Source organism: Marinibacterium profundimaris, assembly GCF_002210095.1.
GTDB lineage: Bacteria > Pseudomonadota > Alphaproteobacteria > Rhodobacterales > Rhodobacteraceae > Marinibacterium > Marinibacterium profundimaris.
On record NZ_AQQR01000001.1, the window covers coordinates 78072 to 97249 of the forward strand.

At 68.1% G+C, this 19178-nt stretch carries 20 protein-coding genes; 15 read left to right on the plus strand and 5 right to left on the minus strand.

Annotation, left to right across the window (positions count from 1 at the left end; all coding sequences use genetic code 11):
- Positions 1 to 77 precede the first annotated feature (77 nt).
- From ATO3_RS00395 to ATO3_RS00410, 4 genes are all read left to right on the plus strand, one after another.
- Entirely contained in the window at positions 78 to 1433 is a 1356-nt protein-coding gene (locus ATO3_RS00395) for a PQQ-like beta-propeller repeat protein (protein ID WP_088647826.1), read from the plus strand.
- Between the two features lie 49 nt (positions 1434 to 1482).
- The gene (gene der, locus ATO3_RS00400) at positions 1483 to 2919 is read left to right on the plus strand and encodes a ribosome biogenesis GTPase Der (RefSeq protein WP_088647827.1); all 1437 of its coding nucleotides are present in this window, start codon (positions 1483 to 1485) and stop codon (positions 2917 to 2919) included.
- 281 nt (positions 2920 to 3200) lie between these two features.
- Entirely contained in the window at positions 3201 to 4187 is a 987-nt protein-coding gene (locus ATO3_RS00405; RefSeq protein ID WP_088647828.1) for a fatty acid desaturase, read from the plus strand.
- Positions 4188 to 4403: 216 nt separating this feature from the next.
- Complete coding sequence (locus ATO3_RS00410) at positions 4404 to 5867, plus strand: helix-hairpin-helix domain-containing protein (protein WP_088647829.1); 1464 nt, start codon at positions 4404 to 4406, stop codon at positions 5865 to 5867.
- A gap of 26 nt (positions 5868 to 5893) precedes the next feature.
- Here the strand turns inward: ATO3_RS00410 and ATO3_RS00415 are convergent, their stop codons facing one another.
- The 4 genes from ATO3_RS00415 to ATO3_RS00430 form a co-directional block, all read right to left on the minus strand.
- Complete coding sequence (locus tag ATO3_RS00415; protein ID WP_198963180.1) at positions 5894 to 6988, minus strand: linear amide C-N hydrolase; 1095 nt, start codon at positions 6986 to 6988, stop codon at positions 5894 to 5896.
- Between the two features lie 317 nt (positions 6989 to 7305).
- Positions 7306 to 8034, minus strand: a complete 729-nt coding sequence (locus ATO3_RS00420) for a hypothetical protein (protein WP_233151984.1) — start codon at positions 8032 to 8034, stop codon at positions 7306 to 7308.
- Positions 8031 to 9323 carry a serine--tRNA ligase gene (gene serS, locus ATO3_RS00425; RefSeq protein ID WP_088647830.1) on the minus strand — a complete coding sequence of 431 codons (1293 nt, stop codon included), beginning with the start codon at positions 9321 to 9323 and terminating at the stop codon, positions 8031 to 8033. The genes ATO3_RS00420 and serS overlap by 4 nt, the downstream gene beginning before the upstream one ends.
- Positions 9324 to 9498: 175 nt before the next feature.
- Entirely contained in the window at positions 9499 to 10197 is a 699-nt protein-coding gene (locus tag ATO3_RS00430) for a trypsin-like serine peptidase (protein ID WP_158217877.1), read from the minus strand.
- A 350-nt stretch (positions 10198 to 10547) separates the two neighbouring features.
- Here ATO3_RS00430 and yajC point away from each other — a divergent pair, with 350 nt between their 5' ends.
- The 11 genes from yajC (at position 10548) to ATO3_RS00485 (ending at position 18488) form a co-directional block, all read left to right on the plus strand.
- Entirely contained in the window at positions 10548 to 10832 is a 285-nt protein-coding gene (gene yajC, locus ATO3_RS00435; RefSeq protein ID WP_088647832.1) for a preprotein translocase subunit YajC, read from the plus strand.
- 51 nt (positions 10833 to 10883) lie between these two features.
- Positions 10884 to 12545, plus strand: a complete 1662-nt coding sequence (gene secD / locus ATO3_RS00440; RefSeq protein ID WP_088647833.1) for a protein translocase subunit SecD — start codon at positions 10884 to 10886, stop codon at positions 12543 to 12545.
- A gap of 2 nt (positions 12546 to 12547) precedes the next feature.
- On the plus strand, positions 12548 to 13516 hold the full coding sequence (secF, locus tag ATO3_RS00445) for a protein translocase subunit SecF (RefSeq protein WP_088647834.1): 969 nt from the start codon (positions 12548 to 12550) through the stop codon (positions 13514 to 13516).
- Positions 13509 to 14261 carry a sulfite exporter TauE/SafE family protein gene (locus tag ATO3_RS00450; RefSeq protein ID WP_088647835.1) on the plus strand — a complete coding sequence of 251 codons (753 nt, stop codon included), beginning with the start codon at positions 13509 to 13511 and terminating at the stop codon, positions 14259 to 14261. The genes secF and ATO3_RS00450 overlap by 8 nt, the downstream gene beginning before the upstream one ends.
- A 4-nt stretch (positions 14262 to 14265) precedes the next feature.
- Positions 14266 to 14619 carry an Mth938-like domain-containing protein gene (locus tag ATO3_RS00455; protein WP_088647836.1) on the plus strand — a complete coding sequence of 118 codons (354 nt, stop codon included), beginning with the start codon at positions 14266 to 14268 and terminating at the stop codon, positions 14617 to 14619.
- 136 nt (positions 14620 to 14755) lie between these two features.
- Positions 14756 to 15379, plus strand: coding sequence for a heme ABC exporter ATP-binding protein CcmA (gene ccmA / locus ATO3_RS00460; protein ID WP_088647837.1), 624 nt, complete (start codon positions 14756 to 14758; stop codon positions 15377 to 15379).
- Positions 15376 to 16032 (plus strand): heme exporter protein CcmB, encoded by a 657-nt coding sequence (gene ccmB / locus ATO3_RS00465; protein ID WP_088647838.1) that lies wholly within the window; start codon positions 15376 to 15378, stop codon positions 16030 to 16032. The genes ccmA and ccmB overlap by 4 nt, the downstream gene beginning before the upstream one ends.
- A 45-nt stretch (positions 16033 to 16077) precedes the next feature.
- Positions 16078 to 16812 (plus strand): heme ABC transporter permease, encoded by a 735-nt coding sequence (locus ATO3_RS00470; protein WP_088647839.1) that lies wholly within the window; start codon positions 16078 to 16080, stop codon positions 16810 to 16812.
- Positions 16809 to 16967 carry a heme exporter protein CcmD gene (gene ccmD / locus ATO3_RS00475; protein ID WP_198963181.1) on the plus strand — a complete coding sequence of 53 codons (159 nt, stop codon included), beginning with the start codon at positions 16809 to 16811 and terminating at the stop codon, positions 16965 to 16967. Before ATO3_RS00470 ends, ccmD begins: the two co-directional genes overlap by 4 nt.
- Positions 16960 to 17499 carry a DsbE family thiol:disulfide interchange protein gene (locus ATO3_RS00480; protein WP_088647840.1) on the plus strand — a complete coding sequence of 180 codons (540 nt, stop codon included), beginning with the start codon at positions 16960 to 16962 and terminating at the stop codon, positions 17497 to 17499. The genes ccmD and ATO3_RS00480 overlap by 8 nt, the downstream gene beginning before the upstream one ends.
- A gap of 179 nt (positions 17500 to 17678) precedes the next feature.
- Positions 17679 to 18488, plus strand: a complete 810-nt coding sequence (locus ATO3_RS00485; protein ID WP_088647841.1) for a calcium-binding protein — start codon at positions 17679 to 17681, stop codon at positions 18486 to 18488.
- On the opposite strand, the gene ATO3_RS00490 is transcribed toward ATO3_RS00485, so the two are convergent.
- Positions 18485 to 19177, minus strand: a complete 693-nt coding sequence (locus tag ATO3_RS00490) for an SDR family NAD(P)-dependent oxidoreductase (RefSeq protein ID WP_088647842.1) — start codon at positions 19175 to 19177, stop codon at positions 18485 to 18487. The genes ATO3_RS00485 and ATO3_RS00490 overlap by 4 nt on opposite strands.
- Position 19178 lies beyond the last annotated feature (1 nt).

The window sequence follows — 19178 nt, forward strand, 5'->3', positions numbered from 1 at the left end:
GGCAGGACAGGAACGGGGGCGCGGCGCCGGTCTTTTTGACGGGCGCATCAAGGACGGAACGGACGACGGGCAGGTACATGTATAAGGCAATCGAGTTCACAACCGGGCTGCTCCCGAAGCGCGGCCTGCTGTGTCTGCCCGGTCTCGCACTGGTCATGGCGGTTTCGGGCTGCCAGGAACCCGACGTGGTGCTTCCGGGCGACCGCGAGGATATTCCCCAGATCGCGGCTTTCAGCAAGGATCCCGATCCCGACAACAACACCGCGCCGGCGATCTCGCTGCCGAACCAGGTCAGCAACAGCAGCTGGGAACAGGGCCCCGGCACGCCCGCGAACCGGGTGTCGAACGCGGCCCTGCGCCAGGCCCCGGTGCTGGCCTGGGCCACCGATATCGGGGACGGCGACGACCGGCGCCACCGCATCACCGCGGCCCCTGTTGTGGGCGGCGGACGTATCTACACACTCGACAGCCGCGACCAGGTCACGGCACTCGGCCCCAACGGCGCCGTGCTGTGGTCGGTGCACGCGCGGCCGCCCTATGCCGGGGCCAACGATGCCACCGGCGGCGGGCTCGCCTATGCCGACGGCACGCTTTACGTCTCGCTGGGCTTCGGTGTCCTGGTGGCGCTGGACGCCACCACCGGCGGCACCCGCTGGACCCAGAAGCTGGACGCGACGGGCTCGGGCAAGCCGCTGGTCGCCGGCGATCTCGTCTATCTGGTCGCGGGTGATTCCACCGGCTGGGCCGTGGAACGCGCCGACGGACGGATCCGCTGGCAGATCGCGGGCACCTCGAGCGTGGCCAATGTGCTTGGCGCGCCGGATCCGGCGCTGGCCGACGATCTCGTCGTCTTCGCCTATGGCTCGGGCGACATCATCGCCGCCTTCCGCCAGGGCGGCCTGCGCCGCTGGGGCACCAATGTCTCGGGCCAGCGCCCGGGCGTGGCCGCCTCGACCATCGGCGACGTGACCGGCGCCCCCGTGGTGGTCGGCAACACGATCTATGTCGGCAATGCCTCGGGCCGGATCGCCGCGCTTGACGCCTCCAACGGCGAACGCCGCTGGACCACGCCCTTCGGCGCCATGACCCCGGTCTGGCCGGTCGGCGGCAGCGTCTTCGCCCTGACCGATTCGAACCAGCTCGTGCGGCTTGACGCCTCGGACGGCGAGGCGATCTGGGCCGTGGACCTACCGCGCTACATCAAGGACCGGCCCCTGCGCCGTGGTCCCGTCTATGCGCATTACGGTCCGATCCTGGCCGGCAGCCGCATCTGGACGGCCTCCAGCGACGGCTACCTTCGGGCCTTTTCGCCCACCTCCGGCCAGCTTCTGTTCGAGGCCGAGGTGCCCGGCGGCGCCTCCTCCGATCCCGTCGTGGCGGGCAACACGCTGTACGTCGTGGGCCGCAAAGGACAATTGTTCGCTTTCCGTTGACCGCGCTTTAGGGTAAAGGGCGCGTCTTACACTTGATCGGCCCGTTCCAATGACCCTGACCCTCGCCATTGTCGGACGCCCCAACGTGGGCAAGTCCACCCTCTTCAACCGCCTTGTCGGCAAGCGCCTGGCCCTGGTCGACGACCAGCCCGGCGTGACCCGCGACCTGCGCGAGGGAGAGGCGCGGCTGGGCGATCTGCGCTTCACCGTGATCGACACCGCGGGCCTTGAAGAGGCGACCGACGAAAGCCTTGAAGGCCGCATGCGCAAGCTGACGGAACGGGCGGTGGACATGGCCGATGTCTGCCTCTTCATCGTCGACGCCCGCACCGGGCTGGCGCCCGCCGACCGTGTCTTTGCCGAGATCCTGCGCCGCCGCGCCAGCCACGTGATCCTGGCCGCCAACAAGGCCGAAGGCGCCGCCGCCGATGCCGGCGTGATCGAGGCCTGGGAACTGGGCCTGGGCGAGCCGCTGCGCATCTCCGCCGAACATGGCGAGGGGATGACGGACCTTTATGCCGCGCTGATGCCCTTCGCCGACGCGGCCGAGGCCAAGACCGCCGAGACCGCGCCGGTAACGGATGTGGCTGTGGACGAAGACGGCGAGGCGCCGGCGCTGCCAGGCAACGACAAGCCGCTTCAGGTCGCCGTGGTGGGCCGCCCCAACGCGGGCAAGTCCACGCTGATCAACAAGATCCTGGGCGAGGACCGCCTGCTGACCGGCCCCGAGGCCGGGATCACCCGCGATGCCATCTCGCTCCAGATCGACTGGGCCGGCACGCCGATGCGGATCTTCGACACCGCCGGCATGCGCAAGAAGGCCAAGGTCCAGGAAAAGCTTGAGAAGATGTCGGTCTCGGACGGTCTGCGCGCGGTGAAATTCGCCGAGGTCGTCGTGGTCCTTCTGGACGCCGCGATCCCCTTCGAACAGCAGGACCTGCGCATCGCCGACCTGGCCGAACGCGAAGGTCGCGCCGTGGTGGTGGCGATCAACAAGTGGGACCTTGAAGACGAAAAATCCGTCAAGCTGAAAGCCCTGCGCGAAGCCTTTGAACATCTTTTGCCGCAGTTGCGCGGCGCGCCGCTGGTGACCGTTTCGGCCAAGACGGGCAGGGGGCTCGACCGGCTTCAGGCCGCGATCCTCAAGGCGCATGACGTCTGGAACCGCCGGGTTTCCACCGCGCGGCTGAACCGCTGGCTGACCGGCATGGTCGAGGCGCATCCGCCCCCCGCGCCCCAGGGCAAGCGGATCAAGCTGCGCTACATGACCCAGGCCAAGACCCGGCCGCCGGGCTTCGTGGTGATGTGCTCGCATCCCGAAAAGATGCCGGAAAGCTACAACCGCTACCTGGTCAACGGACTGCGCGAGGCCTTCGACATGCCCGGCACGCCGATCCGCCTGACCCTGCGGTCGCAATCGGACAAGAACCCCTACAAGGGCCGCAAGAAGCCGGGGCCAAGCAAGCTGCGCAAGCATCTCAAGTAATAATCGCCCGCCGGGCCGCTTTTCCGGCCCGGGGGCCGCACGACGCCGATCCGAAGGCGCCCGTTGTCCCGGATGCCACGCCTCCGGGCGGCGGATTGACGCGACGCTTCCATCGCGATCAGAAAAAAGATTACTATTTCGTTACAGCAGTGTAATCGAGTTGTGGCACTTCGGCCTCATACGGCCCCAGGCTCCGGTCCGCGCACTTGTCGCGGACCTTCCCATGCCTAATTGACCGGAAGTGTCAGGAAAGCGGTCAACAGGGAGACCGAAGCATGTCCATGGATATCAGAGCCCACACGCGCAAGTATGTCGAAAAGGACAACCGTCTGGCAGCATTGAGCTATTTCGGAACCTTCGCGGTCTATTTCATCTCCTTCTACCTGGCGGTCAGCCATGCCACGACCTGGTGGATCGTGATCCCGATGGGCATGGTCATGGGGCTGGCAGCGGTCCGGCTATACGTGCTGCAGCATGACACCGGCCACCATTCCCTGTTCGAAACCCGGCGCCAGAACGAACTGGCCGGCCACGTCCTGTCGGTCTTCACCTTCGCGCCCTTCGAGGTGATGAAGCAGAATCACAACCTGCATCACGGCTTCATCGGCAATCTCGACCACCGCGACACCGGCGAGATCCACACGATGACCCTGCGCGAATGGAACGAGGCGGGGTTCTGGGAGCGGCTTGGCTACCGGCTGTACCGCAACCCGCTGATCCTGATCCCGCTTGGCGCGCTCTTCACCTATTTCGTCCGCTACCGCTGGCCCAAGAACGCCGGCCAGTTCGGCGTCAAGGGCGTGCTGCTGCACAACGTGGCGGTGATCGTCTTCATGACGCTGGTCTACCTCATCGCCGGCTGGACCGGCCTGCTGGTCTGGTTCGGGGCCAGCTATTTCGGCGGCATGTTCGGCGTCTGGCTTGTCTACCTGCAGCACAATTTCGAAGACACCTACTGGGACCGCCGGCCCGATCTCGACCCGCAGGTCGCGGCGCTGCAGGGCTCGTCCTGCCTCGATTTCGGCTGGTTCTTCGATTTCATGGTGGCCAACATCACCCTGCATGACATCCACCATTTCAACGCCCGCATCCCCAGCTACCGGCTGCGCCAGTGCCATTATGCCATCCCCGAAGAGATGGGCCTGCGCCGCATCAAGTTCGGCGAGGCGGTCCGCGCGATGAGCCTCAAGCTCTGGGACGAAGACCGCGAACGGCTTGTGCCCTTCCCGCCGTCGGGCGGCACCCGCACCGCGGCCATCCCCGGGTGATCCCGGGGCCTCGGGACGCGGGGCCAGTGAAAGTGACCAGGATGACAAGGGGCGGCTTCGGCGGCCCCTTTTTCATGTCCCGCACCGGGTGACGGGCGCCGGGACGGGGCCGCGATTGGGGCCGTCGCGCTTGCCAAGTGCCTGCACGGCCTTGTACATTTGTCCCAGCCGGGGACGCGGGACAGCACGGGCTGTCCTCCGCGGGAAGGGGGCCGAATGCTCGAACTCAGCGATATCCGGGGCATCGGGCCCGTGTTGGCGCAGCAGCTCAATGACCTTGGCATCCGGTCGGTCGCCGATCTTGCCGCCACCCGGCCCGAGACGCTTCTTCAGCTGCCGGGTATCGGCCCGCGCCGCGCGCAGGCCCTGATCGACGCCGCCGCGCGGGGCGAAACCGACACCGCCGGTCCGCCCGCCCGCCGCCGGCGCCGCCGCGCCGCCCCGGAGGGTCAGGCCACGGCCAAACCCCCGACAGAGCCGTCTGCGCGCCAGCCGCGCCGCCTGCGCCGCGGCCAGCCGACGCCAGAGCCCGCCGCGACCGGGGGCAGGGCGCGCCGCCGCGCCGGGGCCGGGCAACCGGCCAAGCCGCCGCCCGCATCCCCCCCGCAGGCGCCACCCTCCGACCCCGCGACCGCCAGCACGCCGCCCGCGCCGCGCCGCGCCCCTCCCGCAACGGAACCCCGGCCAGAGCTGGAGGCGCCCTCGCGCCACGCTACCTCAGCCCTGTCGATCCCGCGCGCGCCCGAGACCCGGCTTCCCCCGGCGCCGGCCGCCCCAGCAGAGGCCCAGACCATGACACAGACCGCCCCGCAGCCCCGCAGGAAACAGCCCCCGGTCTTCTTCACCCATCCCGGCCCGTTGACCTGGGTGACCGACCTGAAGGCGGACATGACCCGCAGCGGCAAGAGCCCCGCGCCGCCCGTGCACCGGCCCGCGCCGGTCCCCTCCGGCGCCCCGTCCGATCCCGGAACGTCCGCGCGCCTGCATGGCAACGACGTCGGCATGGTGCCCGGCCAGATCTCGGTCGTGGCCATGGCCCATCCGTCCGATCCCCCGGCCACGCCGGATCCGGGCCCGACCGAGGTACCCGGCACACCGTCGCCCGATCTGCCGCCCGAGACGCCGCCCTCCGAGGCGCCCGGCGACCTGCCGACCGAGATCCCCGACGACCGCCCGCCCGAGGCCCCCGATCTGCCCGATCCAAAACCGGAAATCCCGCCCGAACACAGCCCCACGCCCGATACGAACCCGCCCCAGGAAACGCCGCCGACACCGCCCACCGAAGCGCCTCAGGACCTTCCGCCGGAAACTCCGCCCGCGCCACCGTCCGAAACCCCGCCCGACGCCCCCGTCGAGGCCCCGCAGGACATTCCGCCCTCGGCGCCCGATACCCATGAACTGGCGACCGCAGCGCCCAAGGGCCGCAAGAAGCGCAAGGCCGAAAAGGTGGCCAAGGCCGCGGCCAAGGCCAAGGGCGGCAAGGTGAAGGCCTCGAAACTGGCCAAGCCCGCCAAGGCAAAGCCGGCCCAGGACCCGGTGGGCAAGGCCAAGCCCGCCAAGCTCAAGGCCGACAAACACCGCGACGACAAGCGCGGCCATGACAAGCCCGCGACGCAAAAAGACGGCCGGCCCAAGGACGGGCCGGCCGGCAAGAAGCGCAGGAAATCGGGAAAGGACTGACCGGCAACCCGGTCAGCCCGGCCGCTTCAGAAGTCCGAGGTACGGTCGCTCACGGCGAATGTGTTGTTCACCTTCAGCGCCTTGGGGGCTTCCAGCCCTTCGACCGCGGCGCGGATGTCGACCTTCTCGACCTGCTGCGATCCATAGGACTTGAAGTAGTAGATCCGGTTCTTCGTGTCCGAAGCCGCGGTCCACAGCGTGTATTCCGAGATCGCCTGCCCCTGGTGCTGCTCGCGCACCGCGCCCTTGGGGATGTCGAAATTGTTGAGGATGTGGAACGCCTCGAAGATCGCGTCATCGGCGGTGGCGGGCTTCAGCGCGCTGTTGGCATAGGCCACGGCCCGGACAAAGCGCGACGGCGAGGTGAAATCGCCCGGCAGCCCGGCCATGCCGGTGCCCTGGCCGAAGGGTTTCAGAACCTGATTGCCCACGGTGATCTCGTCGCGGTTGTCGACGCCCAGGCCGATGTAGTTCTGCAGGTTGGTCAGGTGCCAGTCATAGGGCGGGTTGTTCGTGACCGCGTTCACCGTGTTGTCGTGGATGCGCAGCCCGGCCGAGGTGTATTCGATCACCACCGCGTCGCCCGTGGCATCGGTCACCGCGTAATGCACCGGCGCCGGCCCGCCGATCTGCTCGATATCCGTGCCGACGACGGCGACATGCGGGATCGCCGCGCGCACCTCTTCGACCGTGGCGAACTGGCCCAGGACCCAGTTGCCCAGCTCTTCGGACGAGATCGCGTAATCCTGGTTGTCGAGCGTCAGCTCCTCCAGCTTGACGGCGCCGGCAAAGTAGAACACCCCGAAGTAAAGGCCTTCGGTGTTCAGCCCGTCGATGATGATCCGCTCGCTGAAGGCATTGGCGCCGCCGAAGCCGTATTTCGTGGTGTAGGTGAACCCGCTCTCGTCGGGGTTCAGCGCCAGCGTCGTGAATTCGGTCCCCGCCGGCACGGCAACCAGATCGGATTCAAGATCAAGGCCGAATTCCATGGTGCGCGCGGCGACGGTGGTGCCGTCATCGGCATGCAGGACGATGCCGGTGCAGGCCAGCGCCGACTGGCCGGCAAGACCCAGGACCATGGTTGCGGCGGCAACATGTTTCAGAAGGGGGGGAAGTGTCATGACATCTGTCTCTTTCTTGTGACCCCGGTGCCGATCCGGCTGCCGCAGAGGGGAGGGCCGGACCATCGCCTGTTCCGGGGCGCGGGTTTGCCTGTCGCACTATCAAGCAAGCTCCGGCGTCCTGCCAGCAGCCAATTGTCGCGACAGGCACGGAAATCGCCGCGCGGCCGGACATTTGATTGTCCCAATCGGGGCAATTCAAAGACATCTTCAAAAGGTCCGCCCACAAGAAAAAAGGCGCCGTCCGGGATCCGGACCGCGCCCTGTCGTGATGCCTTTCGATGGCCCCGCCACCGCGCCCGGCAGGGGCCGCCGGCCTATTTCGTCTGGGCCAGAATCCTCTGCGTGCTGCGCAGCGCCATCAGCCCGATGACAACCGCGCCAAGGCCCGAGAGCGCCGAAACCATCCGGTCATGCGGCAGCGACGACAGGAAGATCCCCGCCAGCGCCCAGGCGATCGCCGCTTCGTACATTGCCGTATCCCGCACGGTCCAGATCACGAAAGCCGCCACCGCCAGTGCCAGCAGCAGGCACAGGATCGCCGCGCCCCGGTCCGAAAACAGCCCGTAGCCCGCCAGCACCAGGCCCAGGCTCACGAAGCTCGCCGCCGTCAGCCAGCCGGCAAAAAGCCCGGCCGGCGCCCGCGCCCACCAGTGATCCAGGAAGGGCGCGTCATGCAGCGCCACGATCGCCGAGACCGCCATCACGAAGATCAGCACCGTGGCGAGAAACGGGCTGACCTGCGCCACCGGCAGCCACGTCGCGCCCACCGCCGTGGCCAGCGCCATGGTTGGCCGCATCGGCGCCCAGTCGGGCTCGGTCATGCGCATCACCACGCCATAGCCCGCGCTGACACCCAGCCAGACGTAAATCACCGCCCAGATGCCAAAGGTCCAGCCCGGCGGCTGGATCAGAGGATCGACCTGCGGCACGGGGAATTGCGTCGGGTCATAGCCGCGAAAGCCCCCGGTCAGCAGGGGCGAGGCGATGAAGGCCGCCGTCGCCAGCAGGACAACGATGGCCATCAGGGGCGAGGGTCTGGTCATGCAAGCTGTCCGTCCGCTGTAAGTGTGGTCCTGCCCCCAAGATAGGGCGCAAGTGCCTCGGGCAACAACACGGAACCGTCTTCCTGCTGCCCATTTTCCAGAGCCGCGATCAGGCAGCGCCCGACCGCCAGGCCAGATCCGTTCAGCGTGTGGACATATTCCGGCTTGCCGCCGCCCGCCGGCTTGAACCGGGCATTCATCCGCCGCGCCTGGAACGCCCCCGTGGTCGAAACCGAAGAGATCTCGCGATAGGCGTTCTGCCCGGGCAGCCAGGCCTCGATGTCATAGGTGCGCCGCGCGCCGAAGCCGGTGTCGCCCGAACACAGGATCACCGTGCGATAGGGGATGCCCAGCAGCTCCAGGATGCCCTCCGCGCAGCCCAGCATCCGCTGCTGTTCGGCGTCCGAGGCGTCGGGATGGGTGATCGACACCATCTCGACCTTCTCGAACTGGTGCTGGCGCAGCATGCCGGCGGTGTCCTTGCCCGCGCTGCCCGCCTCCGACCGGAAGCACAGCGTATGCGCCGTCATCCGGATCGGCAGATCGGCTTCGGCCAGCGTCTCTTCGGCCACGGTATAGGTCAGCGGCACTTCGGAGGTCGGCACCAGCCACCAGCCATTGGTGGTCTGATAGCTGTCATCGCCGAATTTCGGCAGCTTGTCGGTGCCGTACATCGCCTCGTCGCGCACCAGCACCGGGCTTTGCATCTCGGTCAGGCCGTTCTTGTCCACATGCGTGTCGACCATAAGCTGCGCCAGCGCCCGGTGGATGCGGGCCACCGCGCCCTTCAGGAACACGAAGCGCGAGCCGGAGGTTTTCGCCGCAGTCTCGAAATCCATGCCCGCCGCCACGCCGGGGATGTCAAAATGCTCCTTCGGATCGAAGGCGAAATTCGGCACATTGCCCCAGCGATGGACCTCGACGTTGCCGTCCTCGTCGGCGCCGTCCGGCACATCCTCGGCCAGCACGTTGGGGATCCGCGCCAGCATGTCGGTCAGCTGCGCGTCCAGCGCCTTGGCCTCGGCCTGCATCGCGGCCACCTCGGCCTTCTTCTCGCCCACCAGCGCGCGCAGGCGCTCGAACTCGGCCTCGTCGCCACGCCCCTTGGCCGCGCCGACCTCCTTGGAGGCCCGGTTCTGCTCGGCCTGCGCCGTCTCGGCGGCCTGGATCTTGGCGCGGCGCGCCTCGTCCAGCGACAGGATCTCCGACGACATGGGCGCGTCCCCCCGACGGGCAAGGGCGGCGTCAAAGCCTTCCGGGTTCTCGCGGATCGCGCGGATGTCGTGCATGTCGTGGCACTCCTTGGTGAATCACTCACGGGTGGTTGATAGCTGCCTTATGTCAAAGCGCGGGGCAAAGGGGTAGGGGAGGCAGGTTAACACGGTCTCTCCGCGCGTGCGCCCCGTGCCACATGACCCGGACCGGTCCGCCCCGATCGTGCTTGATCGTCCGGGGCGCGCGGGCCTAACCGCCGGCGATCGTCTCGGCGACCCAGTCCAGCGCGCGCGCCACCAGCGTCCATCCCCCGGAGCCGGCCGACACCACGCCCACCACGGCCCAGCCTCCTTCGACGGGGGCAAGCATCGGGCCGCCCGAACTGCCCGGCTCCATCCGGCAGGCCGTGCGCACAAGGCTCCGTTTCTGCAATTCGGCCCCGCAATCGAACCGCCCGCCCACCAGATGCGGGCGCGAGCCCTGGTAGGCCACGATCCCGTAGGGCGGCTCCGGCAGGTCATCGCCCAACAGAGGCACCGGCGCGATCTGCATCGGGCTTTCCAGCCGCAGCAGCGCCACGTCGCGGGCCGGGTCGATCATGCCGTCGCGCCAGGCCTCGGGATGGGCGAAGGTCTCTGCCACCGCGCGGTCGTCCACGGCGATCCCGCGATCCCAGCCGGCGACGAAATGCAGATCCTCCAGCGCGACCGTCCGCCAGTTCTCGCGATAAAGACAATGCGCCGCCGTCAGCACCCACTCCGGCGCGATCAGCACGCCCGAACACATCCCCCGCGTCCGGTAGCCCGCGACGTTCACGCGCCCCACCGCATCCCAGGCCCCCGGCGCCTGGTCCCGCATCACCGGCAACATCGACTCCGCCGCCACCGGCGCGCACATCAGCGCCCAGATCACCAACGCCCCTGTCTTCACCTTTGGAAAAATACTCAATCCGACCTCTCCACCTGCGCGCCGCACAGTCCTCCGGAACCGGCCTCTCCGCAAGCCTCGCGCACCCGTGGACGCCCGGCCCGCACCCTCTCCCGCGTGTCCCCCACCGGGTGGCAGCGGCCACCCCATGGTGCCCCCTCCTGAACCGGGAAACCCGCCGCTCAAACTGTACAAAACGTCCAAACCGCCCGGCTCCCCCTGTACAAAACGGACAAATCGTCTCGCCCCCGGATCGCGCCGAATTGCCCGCCGGAGCGCCTTGCGCCTCCCAGCCAACGCCCATATGTTCCGCCCAACCTTGACCGGGGGGCCAATCGGGCCGCCCCCGCCAACCCCAAAAGGACACCTCCATGGAAAGCGCAATCGCCCAGTTCCTTCCGCTCATCCTGATCTTCGCGATCATGTATTTCCTGCTGATCCGCCCGCAGCAGCAGAAGGTGAAGCAGCACAAGGCGATGGTCGAGGCGCTGCGCCGGGGCGACCAGGTGGTCACGCAGGGCGGCCTGATCGGCAAGGTGTCCAAGGTCAAGGACGACAGCGAGATCGAGGTCGAACTGGCCGAAGGCGTGCGCGTGCGCGTCGTCAAATCCACCATCGCCCAGGTCCTGAGCAAGACCGAGCCGGCAAAAGAATAAGCCGCGCCAACACTTTAACTCGGACCAACGACGCAACAGGCAGGGGCTCTCATGCTGCAGATCGAGCTATGGAAACGGGTGCTGATCTGGCTCACCTGTGCGGTGGGCCTGTGGCTGGCGCTGCCCAACGCCTTCTACACACGGGTCGAGCTGCACAATGATGCCGCCCAGGCGATCGAAAACGGGCTGACCACGCCCGAGACCGCCGCAGATCTCTCGCTCTGGCCAGACTGGCTGCCTTCGTCGCTGGTCAACCTCGGTCTCGACCTGCGCGGCGGCGCGCATCTGCTGGCCGAGGTCAAGGTCGACGACGTCTATGCCTCGCGGATGGAGGCGCTCTGGCCCGAAGTCCGCGACGCGCTGCGCCCCGAGCGTGACACCGTCGGCACGATACGCAAGATGCCCTCCGATCCCACCGAACTGCGCGTGGCGATCTCGAACCCAGACGGCATGAGCCGCGCCATCACCGTGGTGCGCGGCCTGTCGCGGCCGGTCACCTCGGCGACCGGGGTGGGGGCGCAGGATCTCGACGTCAGCTCGGACGGGGATCAGATCATCGTCACCCTGTCGGATGCGGAAAAGATGGCCTCGGACGACCGCACCGTGCGCCAGGCCCTTGAAATCGTGCGCAGACGGATCGACGAGGTCGGCACACGCGAGCCCACGATCCAGCGCCAGGGCGCCGACCGGATCCTGATCCAGGTGCCCGGCATCGGCTCGGCCTCGGAACTCAAGGACATCATCGGCACCACCGCGCAGCTGACCTTCAACCCTGTCGTGTCGCGCGGCACCGACGCCAATGCCTCCGCCGGCGTCGGCAACAAGGTGGTCCCGGCCCTCGACCAGGAGGGGCTGTACTACACCATCGAAGCGGCCCCCGTCGTCACCGGCGAAGAGCTGACCGACGCGCAGCCCTCCTTCGACCAGAACGGGCGCCCGGCGGTGAACTTCACCTTCAACGCCCATGGCGGGCGCAAGTTCGGCGATTACACCCGCGACAACATCGGCTCGCCCTTCGCCATCGTCCTCGACGACGAGGTGATCTCGGCCCCCGTCATCCAGGCCCATATCGCCGGCGGCTCGGGCATCATCACCGGCGATTTCACCATCGAGGAAAGCACCAACCTTGCCGTCCTGCTGCGCGCAGGCGCCCTGCCGGCCGAGCTGGAGTTCCTCGAGGAACGCACCATCGGTCCCGAACTGGGTCAGGACAGCATCGACGCCGGCAAGCTGGCGACCATCGTGGCCTTCGTCGCGGTGCTGGTCTTCATGGCGCTCAGCTACGGGCTCTTCGGGCTGTTCGCGAACGTCGCGCTGATCATCAACATCGTGATGATCTTCGGGCTTCTGTCGCTGATCGGGGCCACGCTGACCCTGCCGGGCATCGCCGGCATCGTGTTGACGGTCGGCATGGCGGTGGACGCCAACGTGCTGATCTTCGAACGCATCCGCGAAGAGCTGAAGACCGCCCGGGGCCCGTCGCGCGCGATCGAGCTGGGCTATGAAAAGGCGCTCTCGGCCATCCTGGACGCCAACATCACCACCTTCATCACGGCCGTGATCCTCTTTGCCATGGGCTCCGGCCCGGTGCGCGGCTTTGCCATCACGCTGGGGCTCGGCATTCTCACCTCGGTCTTCACCGCGATCTACGTGACGCGGCTGCTGATCGTGATGTGGTTCGAACGCCGCCGTCCCAAGACGATCGAGGTCTGATCATGCGCCTGCGACTGATACCCGACGAGACGAATTTCGACTTCTTCACCAAGTGGAAGATGTGGCTGGGCATCTCGGCCTTCATGATCCTGCTTGCGCTGGTGTCCTTCGGGGCGCGGGGGCTGAACTTCGGCATCGATTTCATGGGCGGCACCACGATCCGGACCGAGGCATCGTCCCCGGTCGATGTCGGCGCCTACCGCGACGTTCTGGCCCCGCTGGAGCTGGGCGACATCTCGATCACCGAGGTCTTCGATCCGTCCTTCGACGACGACCAGCACGTGGCGATGATCCGCATCCAGGCCCAGGAGGGCGGCGAGGCGCTGCCCGCCGACACCATCGAGGCGATCCAGACCGAGCTGGCCACCGTCGCCCCGGACATCCAGTTCATCCAGGTCGAAAGCGTCGGGCCCAAGGTCTCGGGAGAGCTGATCCAGACCGCGATCCTGGCCATCGTGCTCGCGATCGGGGCCGTCCTGGTCTACATCTGGCTGCGCTTCGAATGGCAATTCGCGCTTGGCGCCGTGATCGCGCTGATCCACGACGTGGTACTGACGATCGGCGTGTTCTCGGAACTGCAGATCCGGTTCGACCTGGCGATCATCGCCGCGCTTCTGACCATCGTCGGCTATTCGCTCAACGACACCGTGGTGGTCTTCGACCGGGTCCGGGAAAACCTGCGCAAGTACAAGACGCGCGAGCTGAAAGAGGTGCTGAACCTGTCGATCAACGAGACGCTGAGCCGGACGGTGATGACCTCGCTGACCACGCTGCTGGCGCTGATCTCGCTTTTCGTGCTGGGCGGCGACGTGATCCGCGGGTTCGTCTTCGCGATGATCTGGGGCGTGATCGTGGGCACCTATTCCTCGGTCTTCGTGGCCTCGACCATCCTGCTGTGGCTGGGGGTCAAGCGCGACTGGTCCAAGCCCGACAATTCCGCCGGAAACCAGTTCGCCAATATCGATGCCTGACCTGCTGGCCGAGGTCCTGGGGCAACCCGGGCTCGGCTGGCTGATCGGCGCGGCGCTGGTCGCGGGCACCGTCCGCGGCTTTGCCGGTTTCGGCACGGCGCTGATCTTCGCGCCCGTCGCGGCGCAGATCCTCGGCCCGTTCGAGGTGCTGACCGTCATTCTCGTGATGGACCTGCTGGGCACGCTGCCCAACGTGGCCCGCGCCTGGCCCATGGCCGACCGGGCCGACCTCGCGCGGCTGATGGCCGGATCGGCGATCTGCCTGCCGCTGGGGCTGTTGGCGCTGGGATATGTCGCGCCCGAGGTCTTTCGCACCACGGTCGGTGTCGTCGCGCTCGCCATGGTCGCCTGCCTGGTGCTGGGCCTGCGGTACCAGGGGCGGCTGGGGCCGGGGCTTGTCCTGGGCACGGGCGGGGCCTCCGGGTTGCTGGGCGGGGTGTCGGGGCTGGCCGGGCCGCCGGTCATCCTTCTCTACATGGCCAGTCCGAACCCGGCGGGGGTGGTCCGGGCCTCCACGATGATCTATCTCTTCGGCTATGACCTGCTGCTGGGGGCCGTGCTGGCGGTGAAGGGCGTCCTTGTCGCGGCGCCGGTGCTGACCGGGCTTGTGCTGGCGCTGCCGAACGTGCTGGGCAACCTTTTCGGCGCCTGGCTGTTCCGCCCGGAGTTCGAACGTGGCTACCGCGCCGTGGCCTATATCATCATCACCGCGTCGGCCCTGTCGGCGCTCAGGATCTGGGAGTGAAACCATGCGGCTCAACGAGATCGAATTCAACGAGTCCGACCCGATCGAAGGCTACGGTCCCGGCTTCTTCCGCATCGGCGGCCAGGTCTGGTCCGGCGCCGTGCTGACCGGGCCTGCGGGCACCGCAAGCTGGGGCGGCTACGCGGACAGCGCGGCGCTTCTGGCGCTGAAGTCCGAGGTCGACGTGATCTTTGTCGGCACCGGGGCCGAGGTGGCGCACCTGCCAAAGGACCTGCGCGCAGAGATGGACGAGGCCGGCATCGGGGTCGAGGCGATGACCTCTCCGGCGGCGGCGCGCACCTACAACGTGCTGCTGTCCGAGGGCCGGCGCGTGGCGGTCGCGCTGCTGCCGGTCTGAGCCCCGGACCGGAGGCCAGGGCAAAGGGACCGCGCCCATCGGTCCCAGGGCCGTCGCGCAGCCATATTCATCCGAAACCAAGGCGCCCGGCGTCACCGCTCTTTTGCGCCCGGTCGGGATACGGTAATCGATCTTCATGACGCTTGGCCTGACCGATCTTTCGATTGCCCGCGGCGGAGTGCCCGTGCTCGACCATGTGAACCTGTCCCTGGCCCCGGGCGAGGCGCTGATCCTGCGCGGGCCCAACGGGATCGGCAAGACGACGCTCCTGCGCACCATCGCCGGTCTGCAGCCGCCGCTGTCGGGACAGATCGAGGGCGCCGACGAGACCATCGCCTATGCCGGTCACGCCGACGGTCTGAAACCCACGCTGACGGTGACCGAGAACCTGGCCTTCTGGGCCAGCATCTTCGGCCAGCCCGATATCGCGCCCGCGATCTCGGCCTACAGCCTGGGCGCACTGGCGGATCGGCCCGCCGGCACCCTGTCGGCCGGGCAGAAGCGGCGGCTGGGGCTGGCGCGGCTGCTGGTCACAGGGCGGCCGATCTGGGTGCTGGACGAGCCGACCGTGTCGCTGGACACCGATGCCGTGGCGCTTTTCGCGGGTGCGGTGCGCGGACATCTGGGGCAGGGCGGGTCAGCCCTGATCGCCACCCATATCGACCTTGGCCTGCAGGCGCGGGTGCTGGACCTGACGCCGTTCCGGGCGATACCGCGCGCGCTGGCCTCCGACGACGCCTTTGACGAGGCCTTCCTGTGATCGCACTTCTGGTCCGCGACATCCGGCTGGCCTTCCGCGCCGGTGGCGGCTTTGGCCTTGGGCTGGCGTTCTTCCTGATCATCACCATCCTCGTGCCCTTCAGCGTCGGCCCGCAATCGCAGCTTCTGACGACCATCGCCCCCGGCATCCTCTGGCTTGGCGCGCTGCTGGCCTGTCTGCTTTCGCTCGACCGGATGCTGGCGCTGGACTGGGAGGACGGCACGCTGGACCTGCTGGCCACGGCGCCCCTTCCGCTTGAGGCGACGCTGGCGATCAAGGCGCTGGCCCACTGGCTGACCACCGGCCTGCCGCTGGTGCTGGCCGCACCGATCCTCGGCGTGCTGCTGAACCTCGACCCCCAGGGCTTCTCCTGGCTCGTCGCCTCGCTTGCCCTGGGCACGCCCGCGCTCAGCATCATCGGTGCCTTCGGTGCGGCCCTGACCGTCGGCTTGAAGCGGGGCGGCCTGCTGCTGTCGCTTCTCGTCCTGCCGCTTTACGTGCCGACCCTGATCTTCGGGGCCGAGGCCGCGCGGCGCGGGGCCACCGGGCTCGAAGCCTTGCCGCCGCTTCTGCTGCTGGCCGGGATCACCGCCGGCAGCTTTGCGATCCTGCCCTTCGCCGCCGCCGCGGCGCTGCGCGTCAATTTGCGTTAACCTCCGGTGATTGTGCCGGGTCAAAGGGAGGACTAGATAGCCACCATGTCGCTCTGGGAATACGCCAATCCGAAGAAGTTCCTCCGCACCTCCGAGGCGGTTCAGCCGTATCTCTGGGGCACGGCGCTGCTGTGCCTCGTGGTGGGGCTGATCTGGGGCTTTTTCTTCACGCCCGACGATTACCGGCAGGGATCGACGGTCAAGATCATCTACCTGCACGTGCCCTCGGCCCTGATGGCGATCAACGCCTGGCTGATGATGCTGGTGGCCTCTTTGATCTGGCTGATCCGGCGCCACCATGTCAGCGCGCTGGCCGCCCGCGCCGCAGCACCCGTGGGCATCGCCATGACGCTGATCGCCCTGATGACCGGCGCGATCTGGGGCCAGCCCATGTGGGGCACCTGGTGGGCCTGGGATCCGCGCCTGACCTCCTTCCTGATCCTGTTCCTGTTCTACCTGGGCTATGTCGCGCTCTGGGCCGCGATCGAGGATCCCGACACCGCGGCCGATCTCACCTCGGTCCTGTGCATCGTGGGCTCGATCTTCGCCATTCTCAGCCGCTATGCCGTCAACTTCTGGAACCAGGGCCTGCACCAGGGCGCCTCGCTGTCGCTGGACAAGGAGGAAAACGTGGCCGATGTCTTCTACTTCCCGCTGCTCGTGGCCATCGCCGGTTTCGTGCTGCTCTTCGTGGCGCTGGTGCTCTACCGCACCGGGACCGAGATTCGCGCGCGCCGCATGCGGGCGCTGATGGCCCGCGAACGGGCGGCGGCCGCATGATGCCGGATCTGGGCAAATACGCCGACACGGTGCTGTCGGCCTACGCGGTCTCCATCGTGGTGCTGATCGCACTTGTCGTCCTGTCGGTCTGGCGCGGGCGCCGGGTGCGGGCAGAGCTGAAACAGGTCGAAGAGAGGATCCGCCGCGATGGCTAAGATCTCCCCCCTGATGATCGCCCCGCCGGCGATCTTCGCCGCCTTGGTCGTGACCTTCGGCATCGGCATGTTCCGCGAGGACCCCGATGCGCTGCCCTCGGCCCGCGAAGGCGCGGGCGCGCCGCCCGTGGTCCTGACCCAACTGGGCGACAAGCCCTCCTTCACCGACGCCGACCTGCGCGACGGCGAGGTCAAGCTCGTGAACTTCTGGGCCAGCTGGTGCGCGCCCTGCCGGGTCGAACATCCCAACCTCGAAGCGCTCAAGGACGAAGGCCTGACCATCTACGGCGTGAACTACAAGGACGAGCCCGCCAACGCGCTCGGCTTCCTGGCCGAGCTGGGCGATCCCTATACCGCCATCGGCGCCGACAATTCGGGCCGAATGGGGCTGGACTGGGGCCTTTACGGCGTGCCCGAAACCTACGTGATCGACGGCGAGGGCGAGGTCATCCTGCGCTTTGCCGGCCCGCTGACCGAGCGCGCCATCGCGGACAAGCTGCGCCCCGCCCTGGCCCGCGCCGCCGCCGAGTAACACGGGCGGCGCCCCGCCGGTCGTTCCCGCCGGCTCAACAATTCCGCCGCGATCCCGGGATTGCATCGCGCCCGCCGCGCGGATCCGGCGACCAGCCCGCCGCAATCGCATTGCCCGCACATCCCGCCCGGCGTCGCGCTATCCTTGCCGGTGCAGATTTCGGACATGGGGCCGCGACCTTGGATTCCTACACGCTTGCGATGATCGGCAACGTCGCGCTGACCGCGCTGGCCTTCGGGCTCTTCCTCGACCCGTTCGACTGGTGGGGCGGCGACGACGACGAGGACGAGGACATCTTCGTCGAGCCCGCCGATCCGGACGAAACCGTGGCGCTGACCCCGGGCGACGACGTCTTCTCGGGCGGGTCGGGCGATGACACGGTCTTTGCCGATGCGGGCGACGACGAGGTCTCGGGCGAGGCCGGCGACGATGCGCTCTTCGGCGGCGAAGGCGCGGATCTGCTCGACGGCGGCTCGGGCGACGACAGGCTCGACGGCAACGCGGGCGACGACCGGCTGCTGGGCGGCGAGGTCGATGACACGCTCACCGGCGGCGCTGGCACCGACACGCTGGACGGCGGGGCGGGCAATGACCTCCTGATCTCCGACCGCCTCGACGAGAACGCCGATTTCTCCCGTGGCGGGGCCGAAAGCCTGTCGGGCGGCACCGGCGACGACGTGCTCATCATGTCCTCGGGCGACAGCGCCTCGGGCGGCGAGGGCGAGGATGCCTTCGGCCTCGTGGTCGTGGGCGAGGAGCCGGAACCGGCGGTGATCGAGGATTACGACACCGCCACGGAATCGCTCGCCATCTACTACGACCCGGCCGAGTTCGACGACCAGGCACCGGAACTCAGTCTCTCCGTCGACTCCGACAACGACCTTACCCAGGTGCTGCTGAACGGGCAGGAGGTGCTGACGCTGCAGGGCGTGCAGGACCTCGACCCCGAAACCATCGAACTGCTGACCGAGGAACAGCTCGCCGGTTAAAGCCGGTAACCGCCGCTGACCGTCAGGATCTCCCCGGTGATGAACCCGGCCTCCTCGGAAGCAAGAAAGCGCACGGCCCGCGCGATATCCTCGGGCACGCCGGGACGCCCCAGCGCCGTCATCTCGACGAATTGCGCCACCAGGTCGTCCGTGCGCGGCGCCTCGGGCAGTTCGATCGCACCGGGGGCCACGGCGTTGACCCGGATGCCGGACGGACCCAGCTCCTTCGCCATGGCCCGGGTCCAAAGGTTCAGCGCCGCCTTCGACGCCCCGTAGGTCACCGCATCGCGCGGCGGCAGCACCGCGTTCACCGAAGAAATCGAGACCACCGCCGCGCCCCGCTCCAGGTGCGGCAGCGCGGCACTCAGCAGCGCGGCAGGCGCCATGTAATTGACCTCGAGAATACGCCGGTGCTCCTCCGCCGTGGCACTCTCCTTCGGGGTGGGCGCGACGACACCGGCATTGTTGACGATCACGTCCAGCCGCCCGTAATGCGCGATCACATCCCGCACCACGCGCTCCGCCGCCTGCGGATCGGTGAAATCCGCGCGGATCGCCAGCCGGTCGGGATGCGCCTCCGGCTCCGTCGTGGACCAGGTGAAGGCAATGCGATACTCGCGGGCCAGCGTTTCGACGATGGCGCGGCCGATGCCGCGCGCGCCTCCGGTGATCAGGGCAACACGCTCCATG